This window comes from Saccharomonospora piscinae (genome assembly GCF_005862235.1).
GTDB classification, from domain to species: domain Bacteria; phylum Actinomycetota; class Actinomycetes; order Mycobacteriales; family Pseudonocardiaceae; genus Saccharomonospora; species Saccharomonospora piscinae.
In genome coordinates, this window is the sequence record NZ_VCEK01000001.1 from 673048 (window position 1) to 687692 (window position 14645).

Sequence of the window (14645 nt, forward strand, 5' to 3'; positions counted from 1 at the left end):
GAGGCCGACGTGACCCGACTGATCCTGCGCCGCCTCGCGTCCAGTGTGGCCGTGCTGTGGCTGGTGACCCTGCTGGTGTTCGTGGCGACGCTGTTGCTACCCGGCGACCCCGCCAGGGCGATCCTCGGCCAGCAGGCCACGCCCGAACGCATCGCCGCGCTGACCGAGCAACTCGGGCTCGACCAGCCCGTCTGGCAGCGCTACCTCGACTGGCTCGGCGGCGTGCTGACCGGAGACCTCGGCACCTCGACCGCCACGCAGGGCGCCGTGGGCGAGCTGCTCGCCGACCGCATCCCCGCGTCGCTGGTCCTGCTCGTCGCGGCCGCCGTGCTCAGCACCGCGGCCGGGCTGCTGCTCGGCACCTGGAGCGCGCTGCGGCGCGGCAGGGCCGCCGACCACGCCGTGTCGTGGCTGAGCCTCGTGGTGGCCGCGCTGCCCGAGTTCGTCATCGGTGTGACGCTCGTGGTGGTGCTGTCCACCACGGTGTTCCCGGTGCTGCCGTCGGTGACGCTGACCCGGCCCGGCGAGCCCGTGTGGACCGACGCGACGCAACTCGTGCTGCCGATACTCACCCTCAGTCTCGTCGTCACCCCGTACATCACGCGCATGATGCGCGCCACGATGAGCGAGGTGCTCGACAGCGGCTACGTCGAGATGGCCCGGCTCAAGGGCCTGCCGGAACGAATCGTGCTCACCCGGCACGCGCTGCCCCACGCGATCGGACCGGTCGCCCAGGTCGTCGCGCTGCAACTCGCGTGGCTGGCCGGTGGCGTCGTGGTGGTGGAGTTCCTGTTCCGCTACCCCGGCATCGGGCAGGCACTCATCGACGCCGTCAACAACCGGGACGTCGAGGTGGTGCAGGCCATCACGCTGCTCATCGCGGGCGTCTACGTCGTGGTGAACCTCGTGGCGGACGTCGTCGGCATCCTGGTCGACCCCAAACAACGGACCGAGGTGGCCTCATGAGCCTGTTCCGCCGCGCGCTGTCCCAGCCACAGGCCCGTCTGGGACTCGTCCTCACCGGAGCCGTCCTGCTCGTCACGGTCGCGGGCCCCTGGCTGGGCCCGCTGCTCACCGGGCACGAGACCGGGGAGTTCACCGGCAAGCCGTTCACCGACACCGGGGCGCTGGGCACCGACGACCTCGGCCGGGACGTGCTCACCCGCTTCCTCGCGGGTGGCGGCACCCTGCTGCTCTACGCGGTGCTCGCCACCGCGCTCGGCGTGGTGCTCGGCACGGCCCTCGGCATGATCGCGGGCTACCGGGGCGGCGCGCTCGACACCGTGATCATGCGGGGCAACGACGTGCTGCTGTCGTTCCCTCAGCTCGTGTTCGCGCTGCTCGCCATCGCGATGCTCGGACCGCAGGGCTGGCTGCTGGTGATCGTCATCGGCATCACCCACGCACCGAGGGTGGCCCGCGTGGCCCGGCAGGCCACCGCCGCCGTGGCGGGCAGCGACTTCGTGCGGGCCGCCGAGCTGTACGCCGTGCCCCGGGGCAGGGTGCTGCTGCGCGAGATCCTGCCCAACATCACCGGTCCGCTCATGGTCGAGCTCGGCCTGCGGCTGACGTACTCCATCGGCTACGTCGCCTCACTGTCGTTTCTCGGGCTCGGCATCCAGCCGCCCACCGCCGACTGGGGGCTGATGATCAACGAGAACCGCATCGCCCTCGTCGTCCAACCGTGGGGAGTCCTGCTGCCCGTGCTCGCGATCGCCGTCCTGACCGTCGGGACCAACCTCATCACCGATTCACTGGCGGCCGCTGCCGCCCGCCGCGACAGGAAGGTGACGTCATGACCCGGGTCGGCGTCCGGGACGCGCTCGTGGTGGCTGACCTGCGGGTCTCCACCCTCACCGGCGACGAGGTGCTGCGGGGCGTCTCCTACGACATCGCACCGGGCGAGGTCCTCGCCCTCGTCGGCGAATCCGGCTCGGGCAAGACCACCGCGGGACTGGCCGCGCTCGGCCACGTCCGGCGCGGCCTGCGCCACGACGGCGGCAGCGTCCGCGTGCGGGACTCCGCCGGGCAGGCCACCGACCTGCTGGCGCTACCGCATGCGGCCCGCCGTGACCTGCGCGGCTCGGCCGTGTCCTACGTGCCACAGGACCCCGCGTCCTCGCTGAATCCCGCGCTGCGCGTGGGCGTTCAGATCCGCGAGGTCCTCGACGCCCACGGCTACGGCGATACCGGCGACCCTTCAGCCGACCGCGCCGCCCGAGTGGCCGAGGTCCTCACCGAGGTCGGTCTGCCCGGCGACGAGACCTACCAGCGCCGCTACCCGCACCAGCTCTCCGGAGGGCAGCAGCAGCGCGTGGGCATCGCGATGGCGTTCGCCTGCAGGCCGGGTGTTGTCGTGCTCGACGAGCCCACGACCGGGCTTGACGTGATGACCCAGACGCTGGTGCTCGACACGGTCGCCCGGCTCACGGCGCACCACGACGCGGCGGCGCTGTACATCACTCACGACCTCGCCGTCGTGGCCACCGTGGCCGACCGGGTCGCCGTGATGTACCGCGGCGAGATCGTGGAGACCGGCACCCCCGCCGAGGTGCTGCGCGCTCCGTCGCACGCCTACACCCGCACCCTCGTCGACGCCGTCCCGCACCTCGACGCCGACACCGCGCTGCCGGACGTTGCCGAGGCGGACGCGGCGCTGACGGTGTCGGGGCTCTCGGTGTCCTACGGCGACCATGCCGTCCTGCGCGGGGTCGACGCACACGTGCGGCCCGGAGAATGCCTCCTGCTGCTCGGCGAATCCGGCTCGGGAAAGACGACCCTGTCGCAGTGCGTGGCCGGCCTCACCGATCACTACGACGGCACCGTGTCGCTGGGCGACGAGATCCTGCCCGCGTCGGTGCGGCAACGCTCGGCCGAGGCGCTGCGGGCGGTGCAGTACGTGTTCCAGAGCCCGTTCGCCTCGCTGAACCCGCGCCGCACTGTCGCGCAGTCGGTGGCGGTGCCGCTGGAGATGCTGACCGACCTCGACCGCGCCGCCCGGCACGAGCGCGTCGCGGAGACCCTGGAGCGAGTGCGGCTCGCCCCCGGGCTGGCCGACCGGCTGCCCGACCAGCTCAGCGGCGGTGAACGCCAGCGCGCGGCCATCGCGCGAGCGCTGGTGACCACCCCGCGGGTGTTGCTGTGCGACGAGGTGACGTCGGCGCTCGACGTCTCCGTGCAGGCGACCATCATCGACCTGCTGTGCGCGCTGCGCGAGGAACTGGGCACGGCGATGCTGTTCGTCACGCACAACATCGCGCTCGCCCGCCACGTGGCCGACCGCGTGGCCGTGCTCCGTGAGGGCCGGATCGTGGAGACCGGCACCGTCGACGCGGTCCTCGGCGACCCGCAGCACCCGTACACGCGCGACCTGCTGGCCAACACCCCGAGGATGGTGTCATGAGCACCGGAGTCGAAGGGCACACCGCGACGGGCTTCGAGGCCGTACGGGAGGTGTTCGCCGACGTCGTGGCCCACGGCGGGGCGGGAGCGGCGTTCTCGGTGGCCCGCCGTGGCGAGGTGCTCGTGGACCTGTGGGGCGGGCTCGCCGAGGAGGCCACCGGCACGCCGTGGTCGGCCGACACCGCGTGCGTGCTGTTCTCCGGGACCAAGGGGCTCACGGCGGCGGTCGCCGCCGACCTGGCGGCCGAGCTCGACCCCGACGCCCCCGTCCGGAGGTACTGGCCGGAATTCCGCGCCGACGCGACCGTGGCACACGTCCTGTCGCACACCGCGGGTCTGCCCTACGTCGACGGCGACCACGACGTCACCGACTCCGCGGCGGCGGCGCGCATCCTCGCGGGCCAGGAGCCACTGTGGACTCCCGGCACGCGCGTGGCCTACCACGCCATGACCTACGGCTACCTGCTCAGCGAACTGGTGCGGCGCGCGGGCGGGCGTTCGATCGGCGCCCACGTCCGGGAGGTGTTCGCCCGTCCACACGGGCTGGACCTGCACCTCGGCACTCCGCCCGAAGTGGACTCCCGACTGGCGCGGCTCGTCCGGGCCCCGGGCTACCGGGTGAGCACCTTCCTGCACGACGAGCGTCGCCGCGCGATCGTCAATCGCATGTACGCCGCCCTGCTCGACTCGGACGATCTGATCAACTCAACGCGCTACCGGCGCGCCGAGTTGTCGGCGGGCAGTGGTGTCGGAACGGCGCGGGCGATGGCGCGGTTCTACGATCTGCTGAGCGCGGGTGGGCTGGTGCCGCGGACCGCGCTGGACCGGGCGACGCGGACGTGGTCGCGGGGCACCGACGCCATCAACGACCGGCCGGTCCACTTCGGACTGGGCTTCGAGCTGCCCGACCCGATCGGCACCTACGGGCCCGCCACGACGGCGTTCGGGCACTCGGGAGCGGGCGGTGGCAGGCACGGGGCGTGGCCGGAGGCCGAGGTCGGCTTCTCCTTCGTCACCAACGAGTTGCGCGCGGAGAACGACGACGACCGAGCCCACCGCCTGCTGGCGGCCCTGTACGACTCGCTGTCCCGCTGACGGGAACCCCGCAACCTGCGGACACGACTACCGAACTTGCGGACACGACTACCTGAACTGCGGACACGCCGGGCGGGGCAAGCCCACCCCGGCGTGTCCGCAGGTTGCGTAGCCGTGTCCGCAGGTGGCGTAGCTCAGTTCGCAGCTAGCGTAGCTCAGACTTGGCTCAGACGGTGAAGCCGAGCGCGCGCAGCTGCTCGCGACCGTCCTCGGTGATCTTCTCGGGACCCCACGGCGGCATCCAGACCCAGTTGATCCGGAAGTCCTTGACCAGGCCCGCGCCGCCGGTGAGCACCGACGCCGTCTGGTCCTCGATCACGTCCGTCAGCGGGCACGCCGCCGACGTCAACGTCATGTCGATGGTCGCCGTGTTCTCCTCGTCCACCCGGATGTCGTAGACGAGCCCCAGGTCGACGACGTTGATCCCCAGCTCGGGGTCCACGACGTCGCGCATGGCCTCCTCGAGGTCCTCGAGCTTCGCCACGTCGGCGCCCGCGCCGGGCTGAGCCTGCTCGGGCAGATCCTGCGCCGTCCTGCCCTCGCGGTGCTCGGGCGTCTCGGTCTCGGTCATGGTGTGCTCACCTCACTGGTCGACGTCCTGCCCACAGCGTCCTTGAATGCCATCCAGCCGAGCAAGGCGCACTTCACCCGCGCGGGGTACTTCGCCACGCCTGCGAAGGCGACGCCGTCCTCCAGCACGTCCTCGTCGGGCTCGGCCTCGCCCCGGCTCTGCATCAGCGCGGAGAAGGCCTCCAGCTTCTCCATCGCCTCCGGCAGCGGCCGTCCGATCACGAGATCGGTGAGTACCGAGGTGGACGCCTGGCTGATCGAGCAGCCCTGGCCGTCGTAGGACACGTCGGCGACCGTGTCCCCGTCGAGCCGCACGCGCAACGTGACCTCGTCGCCACAGGTGGGGTTCACCTGGAACGACTCGGCGTCGTACGGCTCCCGCAGGCCACGGGCGTGCGGGTTCTTGTAGTGGTCCAGGATGATCTCCTGGTACATCGACTCCAGATTCATCAGGAGTTGCCTCCGAATCCGAAGAAGCGCTGCGCCTCACGCACTCCCGCGACCAGCGTGTCGACTTCGGAGTGCTCGTTGTAGAGGTAGAACGAGGCCCGCACGGACGCCGGGATGCCGCATGCCCGGTGCAGCGGCCACGCGCAGTGGTGACCCACGCGCACCGCGATACCGAGGCTGTCGAGCACCTGGCCGACGTCGTGTGGATGCACGTCGTCGACGACGAACGCCACGGTGGCTCCGCGGTCGGTGGTGTCCTCAGGCCCCACGATGCGCACCCCGGGCAGGGCCCGCAGGCCCTCCAGCGCCCGCTCGGCGAGCGCGTGCTCGTGGGCCGCGATCCGGTCCATGCCGAGCGCGTTGAGGTAGTCCACCGCCGCGCCGAGTCCCACCGCCTGCGACGTCATCGGCACCCCGGCCTCGAACCGCTGCGGCGGCGGCGCGAACGTCGAACCCTCCATGCGCACCAGCTCGATCATCGAGCCGCCCGTGAGGAACGGGGGCATGGCCTCCAGCAGCGAGCGCCTGCCGTAGAGCACGCCGATACCGGACGGGCCGAGCATCTTGTGCCCGGAGAACACCGCGAAGTCGACGCCCAGCTCGGCGAAGTCCACCCCGAAGTGCGGCACCGACTGGCAGGCGTCGAGCACCACCAGCGCACCCTGCTCGTGCGCGCGGCGGGTCACGGTCTCGACCGGATTGACCGTGCCGAGGACGTTGGACTGGTGCGCGAGCGCGACCACCTTCGTGCGCTCGGTGATCAGCTCATCGATGTTCGACAGGTCGAGCCTGCCGTCCTCGGTGACCCCGAACCAGCGCAGCGTCGCCCCGGTCCGCTGGCAGAGCTGCTGCCAGGGCACCAGGTTGGCATGGTGCTCCATCTCGGTGACGACGATCTCGTCGCCGGGGCCCACGGCGAACCGCGCGGCCTCGGGGCCCGCGGTCGCCGCGTTGCTCATCGCGTACGCGACCATGTTGATGCCCTCGGTGGCGTTCTTGGTGAACACCACTTCGCCCGCGCTGACGCCGACGAAGGCGGCGATCGTGGCACGAGCGTGCTCGTAGGCGTCCGTGGCCTCCTCGGCGAGCTGGTGTGCGCCCCGGTGTACGGCCGAGTTCGACGTCTCCACGAAACGCCGCTCCGCGTCGAGCACCGGGGTGGGCCGCTGTGACGTCGCGCCCGAGTCGAGATACACCAGCGGTTTGCCGTCACGGACCGTGCGGGACAGGATCGGGAAGTCGGCGCGCACCGCCGTCACATCCCAGGGTCGCGACTCCGTGGTGGTCATCGCGCCGACTCCTTTCGACGTTCCCTGCCGGTCCGCGTCAGACCGCGGCCTCGGCCTTGCCCGCGTACTTGACGTACCCGCTCTCCTCCAGCTCGTCCGCCAGCGCCTTGCCGCCCGACTCGACGATCTTGCCGCCGGCGAAGACGTGGACGAAGTCCGGGTGGATGTGCTTGAGGATGCGCGTGTAGTGCGTGATCAGCATGACGCCGACCTCGTTGCTCGCCTTGTAGTCGTTCACGGCGTCCGACACCACGCGCAGGGCGTCGACGTCAAGCCCGGAGTCGGTCTCGTCCAGCACGGCGAACTTGGGCTTGAGCAGCGCGAGCTGCAGGATCTCGTGGCGCTTCTTCTCGCCGCCCGAGAAGCCCTCATTGACGCTGCGCTCGGCGAACTCGGACGAGATGTCGAGCTTGCCCATCTCCTCCTTGACCTCCTTGACCCAGTGCCGCAGCTTGGGTGCCTCGCCGCGCACCGACGTCGCGGCCGACCGCAGGAAGTTCGACATCGACACGCCGGGCACCTCGACCGGGTACTGCATCGCCAGGAACAGCCCGGCGCGGGCGCGCTCGTCGACACTCATGTCGAGCACGTTCTCCCCGTCCAGCAGCACCTCACCCGAGGTCACCTCGTACTTGGGGTGACCGGCGACGGCGTAGGACAGCGTGGACTTGCCCGAGCCGTTCGGGCCCATGATCGCGTGAGTCTCGCCCGACCGGATCGTCAGGTTCACGCCCTTGAGGATCTCCTTGTTGCCCTCGTCGGTGACGACGTCGGCCCGCAGATCCTTGATTTCCAGTGTGGCCATGCCTTCTCTTCGATCTTTCCGTGAGTCTTCGTGAGCGTGGACTGCTTCGGTAGTGCGGCTCAGACGCCGATGGCCTGGAGCTCCTCCTCGATCGCGGCCTCGAGACGCTCGCGCACCTCGGGGATGTCGATCTTCATGAGGATCTCGTGGAAGAACCCGCGCACGACCAGCCTGCGCGCCTGCTCCTCCGCGATGCCCCGCGACTGCAGGTAGAACAACTGCTCGTCGTCGAACCTTCCCGTGGCGCTGGCGTGGCCCGCGCCCTCGATCTCCCCGGTCTCGATCTCCAGGTTCGGCACCGAGTCGGCGCGCGCTCCCTGCGTGAGCACGAGGTTGCGGTTCAGCTCGAACGTCTCGGTGCCCTCGGCGGCGGCCCGGATGAGCACGTCGCCGATCCACACCGAGTGCGCGCCGTCGCCCTGCAGCGCGCCCTTGTAGAGCACGTTGGACTTGCAGTGCGGCACCGCGTGGTCGACGAACAGCCGGTGCTCCTGGTGCTGCCCCGCGTCGGCGAAGTGCAGGCCCAGCATCTCGACGTCGCCGCCGGGACCGGCGAACGTGGCCGTCGGGCTGACCCGCACCACGTCACCGCCCAGCGTGACGACGATGTGCCGCAGCCTCGCGTCGCGGCCGAGCCGGAGGTGCTGCTCGGAGACGTGCACGGCGTCGTCGGCCCAGTCCTGCACGCTGACCACGGTCAGGATCGCGCCGTCGCCGATGACGAACTCGATGTTGTCGGCGTAGGTACCCGAACCGACGTGGTCGAGCACGATCGCGGCCTCGGCGAAGCGCTCCGCGCGGATCTGCACGTGCCCGTAGGCGGTCTCGCCCTCGCCGGGACCGGTCAGCCGCACCAGCGTCCGGTTGGACGCCTTGGTCTCGGCGGGCACGGTGACCAGCGTGGCCTTCTCGAACGACGAGTACGCCTGCGCCGCGATGCGGTCGCTGGGCACACCCGCCTCGCCGAGCCGCGCGTCGTCACGGGCGACCGTCTCCACGGTCACCTCCGGGGCGGCCTCGGCGTCGACGGTGATCGTGCCGGTGGCGGGAGCGGAGCCGTCGTGCAGGCCGCGCAGCCGCTTCATGGGCGTGAACCGCCAGTTCTCCTCGCGACCGCCGGGCACCTCGAACGCCTGAACGTCGTACGAGGTGAACCGCTCGCCGCGGGAGGCCGCGGGCACGGTGGCCTCCGCCGCGGCGGCGGTGTTGGTGGTGTTCTCGGCGACCGTCATGTCAGCCGACGGCTCCTTCCATCTGCAGTTCGATCAGGCGGTTCAGTTCGAGCGCGTACTCCATGGGCAGCTCGCGCGCGATGGGCTCGACGAACCCGCGCACCACCATGGCCATGGCCTCTTCCTCGGTGAGGCCGCGCGACATCAGGTAGAACAGCTGGTCCTCGCTGACCTTCGACACGGTGGCCTCGTGCCCCATCGACACGTCGTCGTTGCGGATGTCGACGTAGGGGTAGGTGTCCGACCGCGAGATCGTGTCCACCAGCAGCGCGTCACACACCACGCTGGACTTGGAGTTGTACGCCCGCTTCGCGACCTTCACCAGGCCCCGGTACGAGGTACGGCCACCGCCGCGCGCCACCGACTTCGACACGATGGTCGAGGACGTGTGCGGCGCGAGGTGCTCCATCTTGGCGCCCGCGTCCTGGTGCTGGCCCTCACCCGCGAACGCCACGGACAGAACCTCGCCCTTGGCGTGCTCGCCCATGAGGAACACCGACGGGTACTTCATCGTCACCTTGGAGCCGATGTTGCCGTCGATCCACTCCATGGTCGCGCCCTCTTCGGCCTTGGCGCGCTTGGTGACCAGGTTGTAGACGTTGTTCGACCAGTTCTGGATCGTCGTGTAGCGGCAACGGCCGCCCTTCTTCACGATGATCTCGACCACGGCCGAGTGCAGCGAGTCCGACTGGTAGATCGGCGCGGTGCAGCCCTCGACGTAGTGGACGTAGGCGTCCTCGTCGACGATGATCAGCGTCCGCTCGAACTGGCCCATGTTCTCCGTGTTGATCCGGAAGTAGGCCTGGAGCGGGATGTCGACGTGGACGCCCGGCGGCACGTAGATGAACGACCCGCCCGACCACACGGCCGTGTTCAGCGCGGAGAACTTGTTGTCACCGGCCGGGATGACCGAACCGAAGTACTCCTTGAACAGCTCGGGGTGCTCGCGCAGCGCCGTGTCGGTGTCGAGGAACAGGACTCCCTGTGCCTCCAGGTCCTCGCGGATCTGGTGGTAGACGACCTCCGACTCGTACTGCGCGGCGACACCCGCGATGAGGCGCTGCTTCTCCGCCTCCGGGATCCCGAGCTTGTCGTAGGTGTTCTTGATGTCCGGCGGCAGGTCCTCCCAGCTGGTGGCCTGCTTCTCCGTGGACCGCACGAAGTACTTGATGTTCTCGAAGTCGATGCCCGAGAGGTCGGCGCCCCAGTTCGGCATCGGCTTGCGGTCGAACAGCTTGAGCGCCTTCAGGCGCGCCTCGCGCATCCACTCCGGCTCGGACTTCTTCGCGGAGATGTCGGTGACGACATCCTCGTTGAGCCCGCGACGGGCGCTGGCGCCCGCGGTGTCCGGGTCGGCCCAGCCGAACGCGTACTTACCCAGGGAGTCGATGGTCTCTTCCTGGCTGAGTGGCGCGGTGGTGGGATTGCGCTGCTCGGCAGCGGCAGTCATGCGGTAGTCCCTCCGTTCGGAGTTGCGCTGTCGGTGTCCGTCACGGTGGCGTCCTCGCGCTCCGCGAGCGGACGGTGCCGACGTCTCCCTTCACTACCCACCGGCTCGGCGGGCACGTGTGTGGTACACGCGGCGTCACCGCGTGCGATCGTCGCCAGTCGCTGCACGTGGGTTCCGAGCAGCTCGGCGAAGGCCTCGGTCTCCGCCTCGCACAGCTGCGGGAACTCAGCTGCCACGTGCGCGACCGGGCAGTGGTGCTGGCACAGTTGCGCTCCTGGCGCGACCGGGCCCGCCCCCGCTGCGTCGACCTCGCGGGTCGACGCAGCGTAACCCTCACGGGTGAGAACGTTGGCGAGTGCCTCCGCTCGCGACGCCGCCCCGGCCTGCCGGGTCACCGCCTCGCGATAGGGATCCACGAGCGCGGCCATGCGGTGCTGGGCGAACGCCTTCACGGCCGGTTCCCCCGCGTGCTCGGCGAGAAACCGCAGCGCCGACACCGCGAGGTCGTCGTAGGCGTGCCCGAACCGGGCCCTACCCTGCTCGGTGAGCAGGAACAGCTTGGCCGGCCTGCCCCGGCCGCGGCGGCCACGGCGGGGGGCCTCGCGGGTCTGCGCCTCGTTGTCGGCCACCAGCACGTCGAGGTGGCGGCGCACCGCGGTGGCGCTGATGCCCAGCTGCTCGGCGACGGCCACGGCGGACAGCGGCCCCTCCTCCAGCAGCAGGCGCGCGATCTCGTTGCGGGTGCGGCCCTCGGGCGTCACCTGGGCAGGGAAGACCACAGCGGGCGGCTCGACACTGCCGCCACGCCGACCCTCGGCCTCCTGCTTTTTCACAACATAAGTGTGTCGTATTTCCCGTGAGGTGGCAAAGGCGGCCCGGAAACCGAGTGACCGGTTTCACGCCTGAGGGGAGTCGATACGCTCACGACCGTGGTTCAGGGCAAGGGCGGGATCATGACGCCATCACCGGTGGGCGCGCGGCGGACGGATCCGCTCGACGCCGACGAGAACCGTGCACTCGCCGTGGTGCGCCGGTTCGGCATCGTCGGGGCGCTGCTGCTCGCGTTCGGCTCACTCGGGGCGGGCGCCGCGCCGATCCTCAACCCGGTGCTGGACATCCCGGTCCTGCGGTTGTTCGCGCGCATCCCCACCGTGTCGGTGGCGATCGCGTTCACCGGCATGGGCCTGATGGTGATCGCCTGGCTGTGGCTGGGCCGGTTCGCCCGGCCCGGACGGGACCGGATCGCCAGCCAGAGCCAGGTCCTGCGCACGCTGCTCACGTGGGTGCTGCCGCTGGTCGTCATCCCGCCGCTGTTCTCCCGGGACGTGTACAGCTACCTCGCGCAGAGCGAGATCGTGCGGCGGGGGTTCGACCCGTACCAGCTCGGTCCCGCCGAGGCACTGGGCGTGGCCGACCCGTTCACCGCGGGCGTGTCGAACATGTGGCGCGACACCCCGGCGCCGTACGGGCCGCTGTTTCTGGAGGCGGGGAGCTGGCTCAGCGGCGTCGCCGGAACCAACGTGGCGCTCGGCGTCCTGCTCCAGCGTCTGCTGGCACTGGCGGGGTTCGCGCTCATCGTGTGGGCGCTGCCCCGGCTGGCCCGGCGCTACGGCGTGGCGCCCGGCACCGCGCTGTGGCTGGGGGCGGCCAACCCGCTCGTGCTGTTTCACCTCGTGGCAGGCGCCCACAACGAGGCGCTCGGGATCGGGCTCATGCTCGTGGGCCTTGAGCTGGGGATGCGCAGACTCGCGGTGCGGGTCAAGGGCGCCCCGCCGCCGCCGAGGGCGAGAGGTGAGCTGACCTACATCGTGCTCGGCGCGGTGGTGATCTCACTCGCGGCGATGGTGAAGATCCACGCCATCGTCGCGCTCGGGTTCTTCGGGGTGATGGTCGCCCGGAGGGCAAAGGGCAGATTCCTCGATCTCGCGGCCTCGGCGGCGCTGATGCTCGTCATCTTCGTCGCCGTGACCCTCGCCGTCGGCTTCGGCACCGGGCTGGGGTTCGGCTGGGTGGGCGCGCTGGACACGCCGTCCAAGGTGTGGAGCTGGACCTCCCCCGGCGCCGAGCTCGGCCAGCTCGGCGGGGTGCTGGGTGTGTTCCTGGGCCTCGGCAACCACACCGCGTCGGTCATCGCCATCCTGAACCTGCTCGGCTACGCGGTGGCGGGCGCGGTCACGGTGAAGTTCCTGTGGGACAGCTTCCACTGGCGCTACCGGCCCATCATCGGGCTCGGCGTGTCGCTGGGGACGTTCATGCTGCTGCACGTGTCGATGCAGCCGTGGTGGCTGCTGTGGGCCGTGATCCCGCTCGCCGCCGCGGCGGGCACGTCCCGGTTCCGCAACGCCGCCACCGCGGCCAGCGCCGTGCTCGCGCTGCTCATCCCGCCCACCGGCAGCCCGTTCGACAACCGCAGCTTCATCCTGCACCAGGCCTACGCCGCCGCGGTGGTCGTGGTTCTGCTGGCGGTGCTGGTGGCCTGGCGCAGCGCTCCGATGCTCCTGCGCCTGCCCGGTCGCGGGCCGCGCCCGACCGCCACGTCGTGAGCGGAGCGCTCTACCCTTGTCAGTCGTGAACACAACGGCCGTCGAGATCACCGGACTGGTGAAGCGGTTCGGCGCCGTCACGGCCGTGTCCGGCCTGGATCTGACGATGCCCAGGGCCACGATCCTCGCCCTGCTCGGTCCCAACGGGGCAGGCAAGACGACGACCGTCGAGGTCTGCGAGGGGTTCCAGGAGGCGGACGAGGGCACCGTGCGGGTGCTGGGTCTCGATCCGGTCCGCGACAGCGCCGCGCTGCGCCCCAGGATCGGTGTCATGCCGCAGGGCGGCGGTGCCTATCCGGGGGTGCGCGCCGACGAGATGGTGCGGCTGGTGGCGTCGTGTGCCGCCCACCCGCTCGATCCCGCCTGGCTGCTGGACGTGCTCGGGCTCGCCGGGGTGCGCCGCACGCCGTTCAAACGGCTCTCCGGCGGGCAGCAGCAACGGCTGTCGCTGGCCTGCGCGCTTGTCGGACGCCCCGAGCTGGTCTTCCTCGACGAGCCGACGGCGGGCATGGACCCGCAGGCCCGCCGTCTGGTCTGGGACCTGCTCGCGGCGTTGCGCGCCGACGGCGTGAGCGTCCTGCTCACGACCCACCTCATGGAGGAGGCCGAGTCGCTGGCCGACACCGTGGTGATCGTCGACGGCGGGCGCGTGATCGCCTCGGGCTCACCGACGGCGCTGACGGCCGAGCACGCCGAGGACGCGCAACTCCGGTTCCGCGCCACCGCCGGTCTCGACACCGACCTGCTCGCCGCCGCCCTGCCCGAGGGCTACCTCGTGACCGAGTCCGCCCCGGGCAGCTACCGGGTCTGCGGAGGGGTCGACCCGCAGGTGATCTCCACGGTGACCGCGTGGTGCGCCCAGCAGGGTGTGCTCGCCGAGGAGCTGCACGTCGGGCGGCGGGACCTGGAGGAAGTGTTCCTCGAACTCACCGGACGGGAGTTGCGCGCGTGACCGCCACCCGGGCCAACGGCAGGCGCCGCTTCGAGGCGGGCACGTTCACCCCCGCGCCGGGCCGGGGCCGCGTGGGCCGAATGCTGCTCACCCACGCCCGCACCGAGACGGCACTCACCCTGCGCCACGGCGAGCAGATCCTGCTCACGCTGCTCATTCCCGTGGCACTGCTCCTGGGGCTGAGCCTGCTGGACGTCGTGCCGGTCCCCGACGGCACCGGCAGCAGGGTCGACTGGGTCGCGCCACGGATTCTCGCGCTGGCCGTCATGTCGTCGGCCTTCACCGGTCAGGCGATCGCGCTGGGTTTCGACCGCCGGTACGGCGTGCTGAAACGGCTCGCGGCCACGGCGCTGCCCCGCTGGTTGCTCGTGGCGGGCAAGCTGGTCGCGGCGCTCGTGGTGGTCACCCTGCAGGTGGTCGTGCTGGGCGGGATCGCCGCGGCGCTCGGCTGGACGCCGTCCGCGTCCGGGGTCGGAGCGGCGGTGCTGCTGCTCGTGCTCGGCACCGTCAGTTTCGGTGCGCTCGGGGTGCTGCTGGGCGGGGCACTGCGCGCCGAAGCCGTGCTGGCGCTGGCCAACGTCGTGTGGTTCGTGCTGCTGCTCGCCGGAGGCATCGTCGTGGCGGCTGACGCGCTGCCCGGCGTGCTCGGCGCCGTCGTGCCGTACCTGCCGTCGGGCGCGCTGGCTGGCGGCCTGCACGCCGCGCTCGGCGAGGGAACGCTGTCGTGGCCCGCGGTCGCCGTGCTCGCGGTGTGGGCCGCCGCCGCCACCGCGCTGGCCACCCGGACGACGAAACTGACCTGAGAGCGCCCGAGCCTCCCCCGCCCACCTCGTTGCGCTACGCCCGGTCGTAGTATT

Annotated in this window: 14 protein-coding genes; 7 read left to right on the plus strand and 7 right to left on the minus strand. The window is 71.0% G+C overall.

The genetic code is table 11. The annotated features are described in order from the left end of the window. Positions 1 to 9 precede the first annotated feature (9 nt). From FFT09_RS03225 to FFT09_RS03240, 4 genes are read left to right on the plus strand one after another with little or no spacing between them, the layout of a single operon-like run. Complete coding sequence (locus tag FFT09_RS03225) at positions 10 to 966, plus strand: ABC transporter permease (protein ID WP_081190672.1); 957 nt, start codon at positions 10 to 12, stop codon at positions 964 to 966. Beyond that, positions 963 to 1799, plus strand: a complete 837-nt coding sequence (locus FFT09_RS03230; protein ID WP_081190673.1) for an ABC transporter permease — start codon at positions 963 to 965, stop codon at positions 1797 to 1799. Before FFT09_RS03225 ends, FFT09_RS03230 begins: the two co-directional genes overlap by 4 nt. Beyond that, a complete protein-coding gene (locus tag FFT09_RS03235) occupies positions 1796 to 3403 on the plus strand; it encodes an ABC transporter ATP-binding protein (RefSeq protein WP_138381780.1) in 1608 nt (535 codons plus the stop codon). Before FFT09_RS03230 ends, FFT09_RS03235 begins: the two co-directional genes overlap by 4 nt. Further along, entirely contained in the window at positions 3400 to 4497 is a 1098-nt protein-coding gene (locus FFT09_RS03240; protein WP_138381781.1) for a serine hydrolase domain-containing protein, read from the plus strand. Before FFT09_RS03235 ends, FFT09_RS03240 begins: the two co-directional genes overlap by 4 nt. Positions 4498 to 4663: 166 nt before the next feature. On the opposite strand, the gene FFT09_RS03245 is transcribed toward FFT09_RS03240, so the two are convergent. From FFT09_RS03245 to FFT09_RS03275, 7 genes are read right to left on the minus strand one after another with little or no spacing between them, the layout of a single operon-like run. Then, a complete protein-coding gene (locus FFT09_RS03245) occupies positions 4664 to 5068 on the minus strand; it encodes a metal-sulfur cluster assembly factor (RefSeq protein ID WP_024874237.1) in 405 nt (134 codons plus the stop codon). Beyond that, on the minus strand, positions 5065 to 5517 hold the full coding sequence (sufU, locus tag FFT09_RS03250) for a Fe-S cluster assembly sulfur transfer protein SufU (RefSeq protein ID WP_138381782.1): 453 nt from the start codon (positions 5515 to 5517) through the stop codon (positions 5065 to 5067). Before sufU ends, FFT09_RS03245 begins: the two co-directional genes overlap by 4 nt. After that, positions 5517 to 6806, minus strand: coding sequence for a cysteine desulfurase (locus tag FFT09_RS03255; RefSeq protein ID WP_138381783.1), 1290 nt, complete (start codon positions 6804 to 6806; stop codon positions 5517 to 5519). Before FFT09_RS03255 ends, sufU begins: the two co-directional genes overlap by 1 nt. Before the next feature lie 37 nt (positions 6807 to 6843). Then, positions 6844 to 7611, minus strand: a complete 768-nt coding sequence (gene sufC / locus FFT09_RS03260) for a Fe-S cluster assembly ATPase SufC (protein ID WP_024874240.1) — start codon at positions 7609 to 7611, stop codon at positions 6844 to 6846. Between the two features lie 59 nt (positions 7612 to 7670). Continuing rightward, positions 7671 to 8843 carry a Fe-S cluster assembly protein SufD gene (gene sufD / locus FFT09_RS03265; protein ID WP_081190676.1) on the minus strand — a complete coding sequence of 391 codons (1173 nt, stop codon included), beginning with the start codon at positions 8841 to 8843 and terminating at the stop codon, positions 7671 to 7673. A gap of 1 nt (position 8844) precedes the next feature. Next, complete coding sequence (gene sufB, locus FFT09_RS03270) at positions 8845 to 10293, minus strand: Fe-S cluster assembly protein SufB (RefSeq protein WP_024874242.1); 1449 nt, start codon at positions 10291 to 10293, stop codon at positions 8845 to 8847. After that, the gene (locus FFT09_RS03275) at positions 10290 to 11126 is read right to left on the minus strand and encodes a helix-turn-helix transcriptional regulator (protein ID WP_081190677.1); all 837 of its coding nucleotides are present in this window, start codon (positions 11124 to 11126) and stop codon (positions 10290 to 10292) included. Before FFT09_RS03275 ends, sufB begins: the two co-directional genes overlap by 4 nt. Before the next feature lie 120 nt (positions 11127 to 11246). Between FFT09_RS03275 and mptB the strand changes: the two genes are divergently transcribed. The 3 genes from mptB to FFT09_RS03290 are packed head-to-tail and all read left to right on the plus strand — an operon-like array spanning position 11247 to position 14591. Then, a complete protein-coding gene (gene mptB, locus FFT09_RS03280; RefSeq protein ID WP_138382036.1) occupies positions 11247 to 12836 on the plus strand; it encodes a polyprenol phosphomannose-dependent alpha 1,6 mannosyltransferase MptB in 1590 nt (529 codons plus the stop codon). Positions 12837 to 12861: 25 nt separating this feature from the next. Then, on the plus strand, positions 12862 to 13788 hold the full coding sequence (locus tag FFT09_RS03285) for an ABC transporter ATP-binding protein (RefSeq protein ID WP_024874245.1): 927 nt from the start codon (positions 12862 to 12864) through the stop codon (positions 13786 to 13788). Then, positions 13785 to 14591 (plus strand): ABC transporter permease, encoded by an 807-nt coding sequence (locus tag FFT09_RS03290; RefSeq protein ID WP_081190678.1) that lies wholly within the window; start codon positions 13785 to 13787, stop codon positions 14589 to 14591. The genes FFT09_RS03285 and FFT09_RS03290 overlap by 4 nt, the downstream gene beginning before the upstream one ends. The last annotated feature ends 54 nt before the right edge of the window (positions 14592 to 14645 follow it).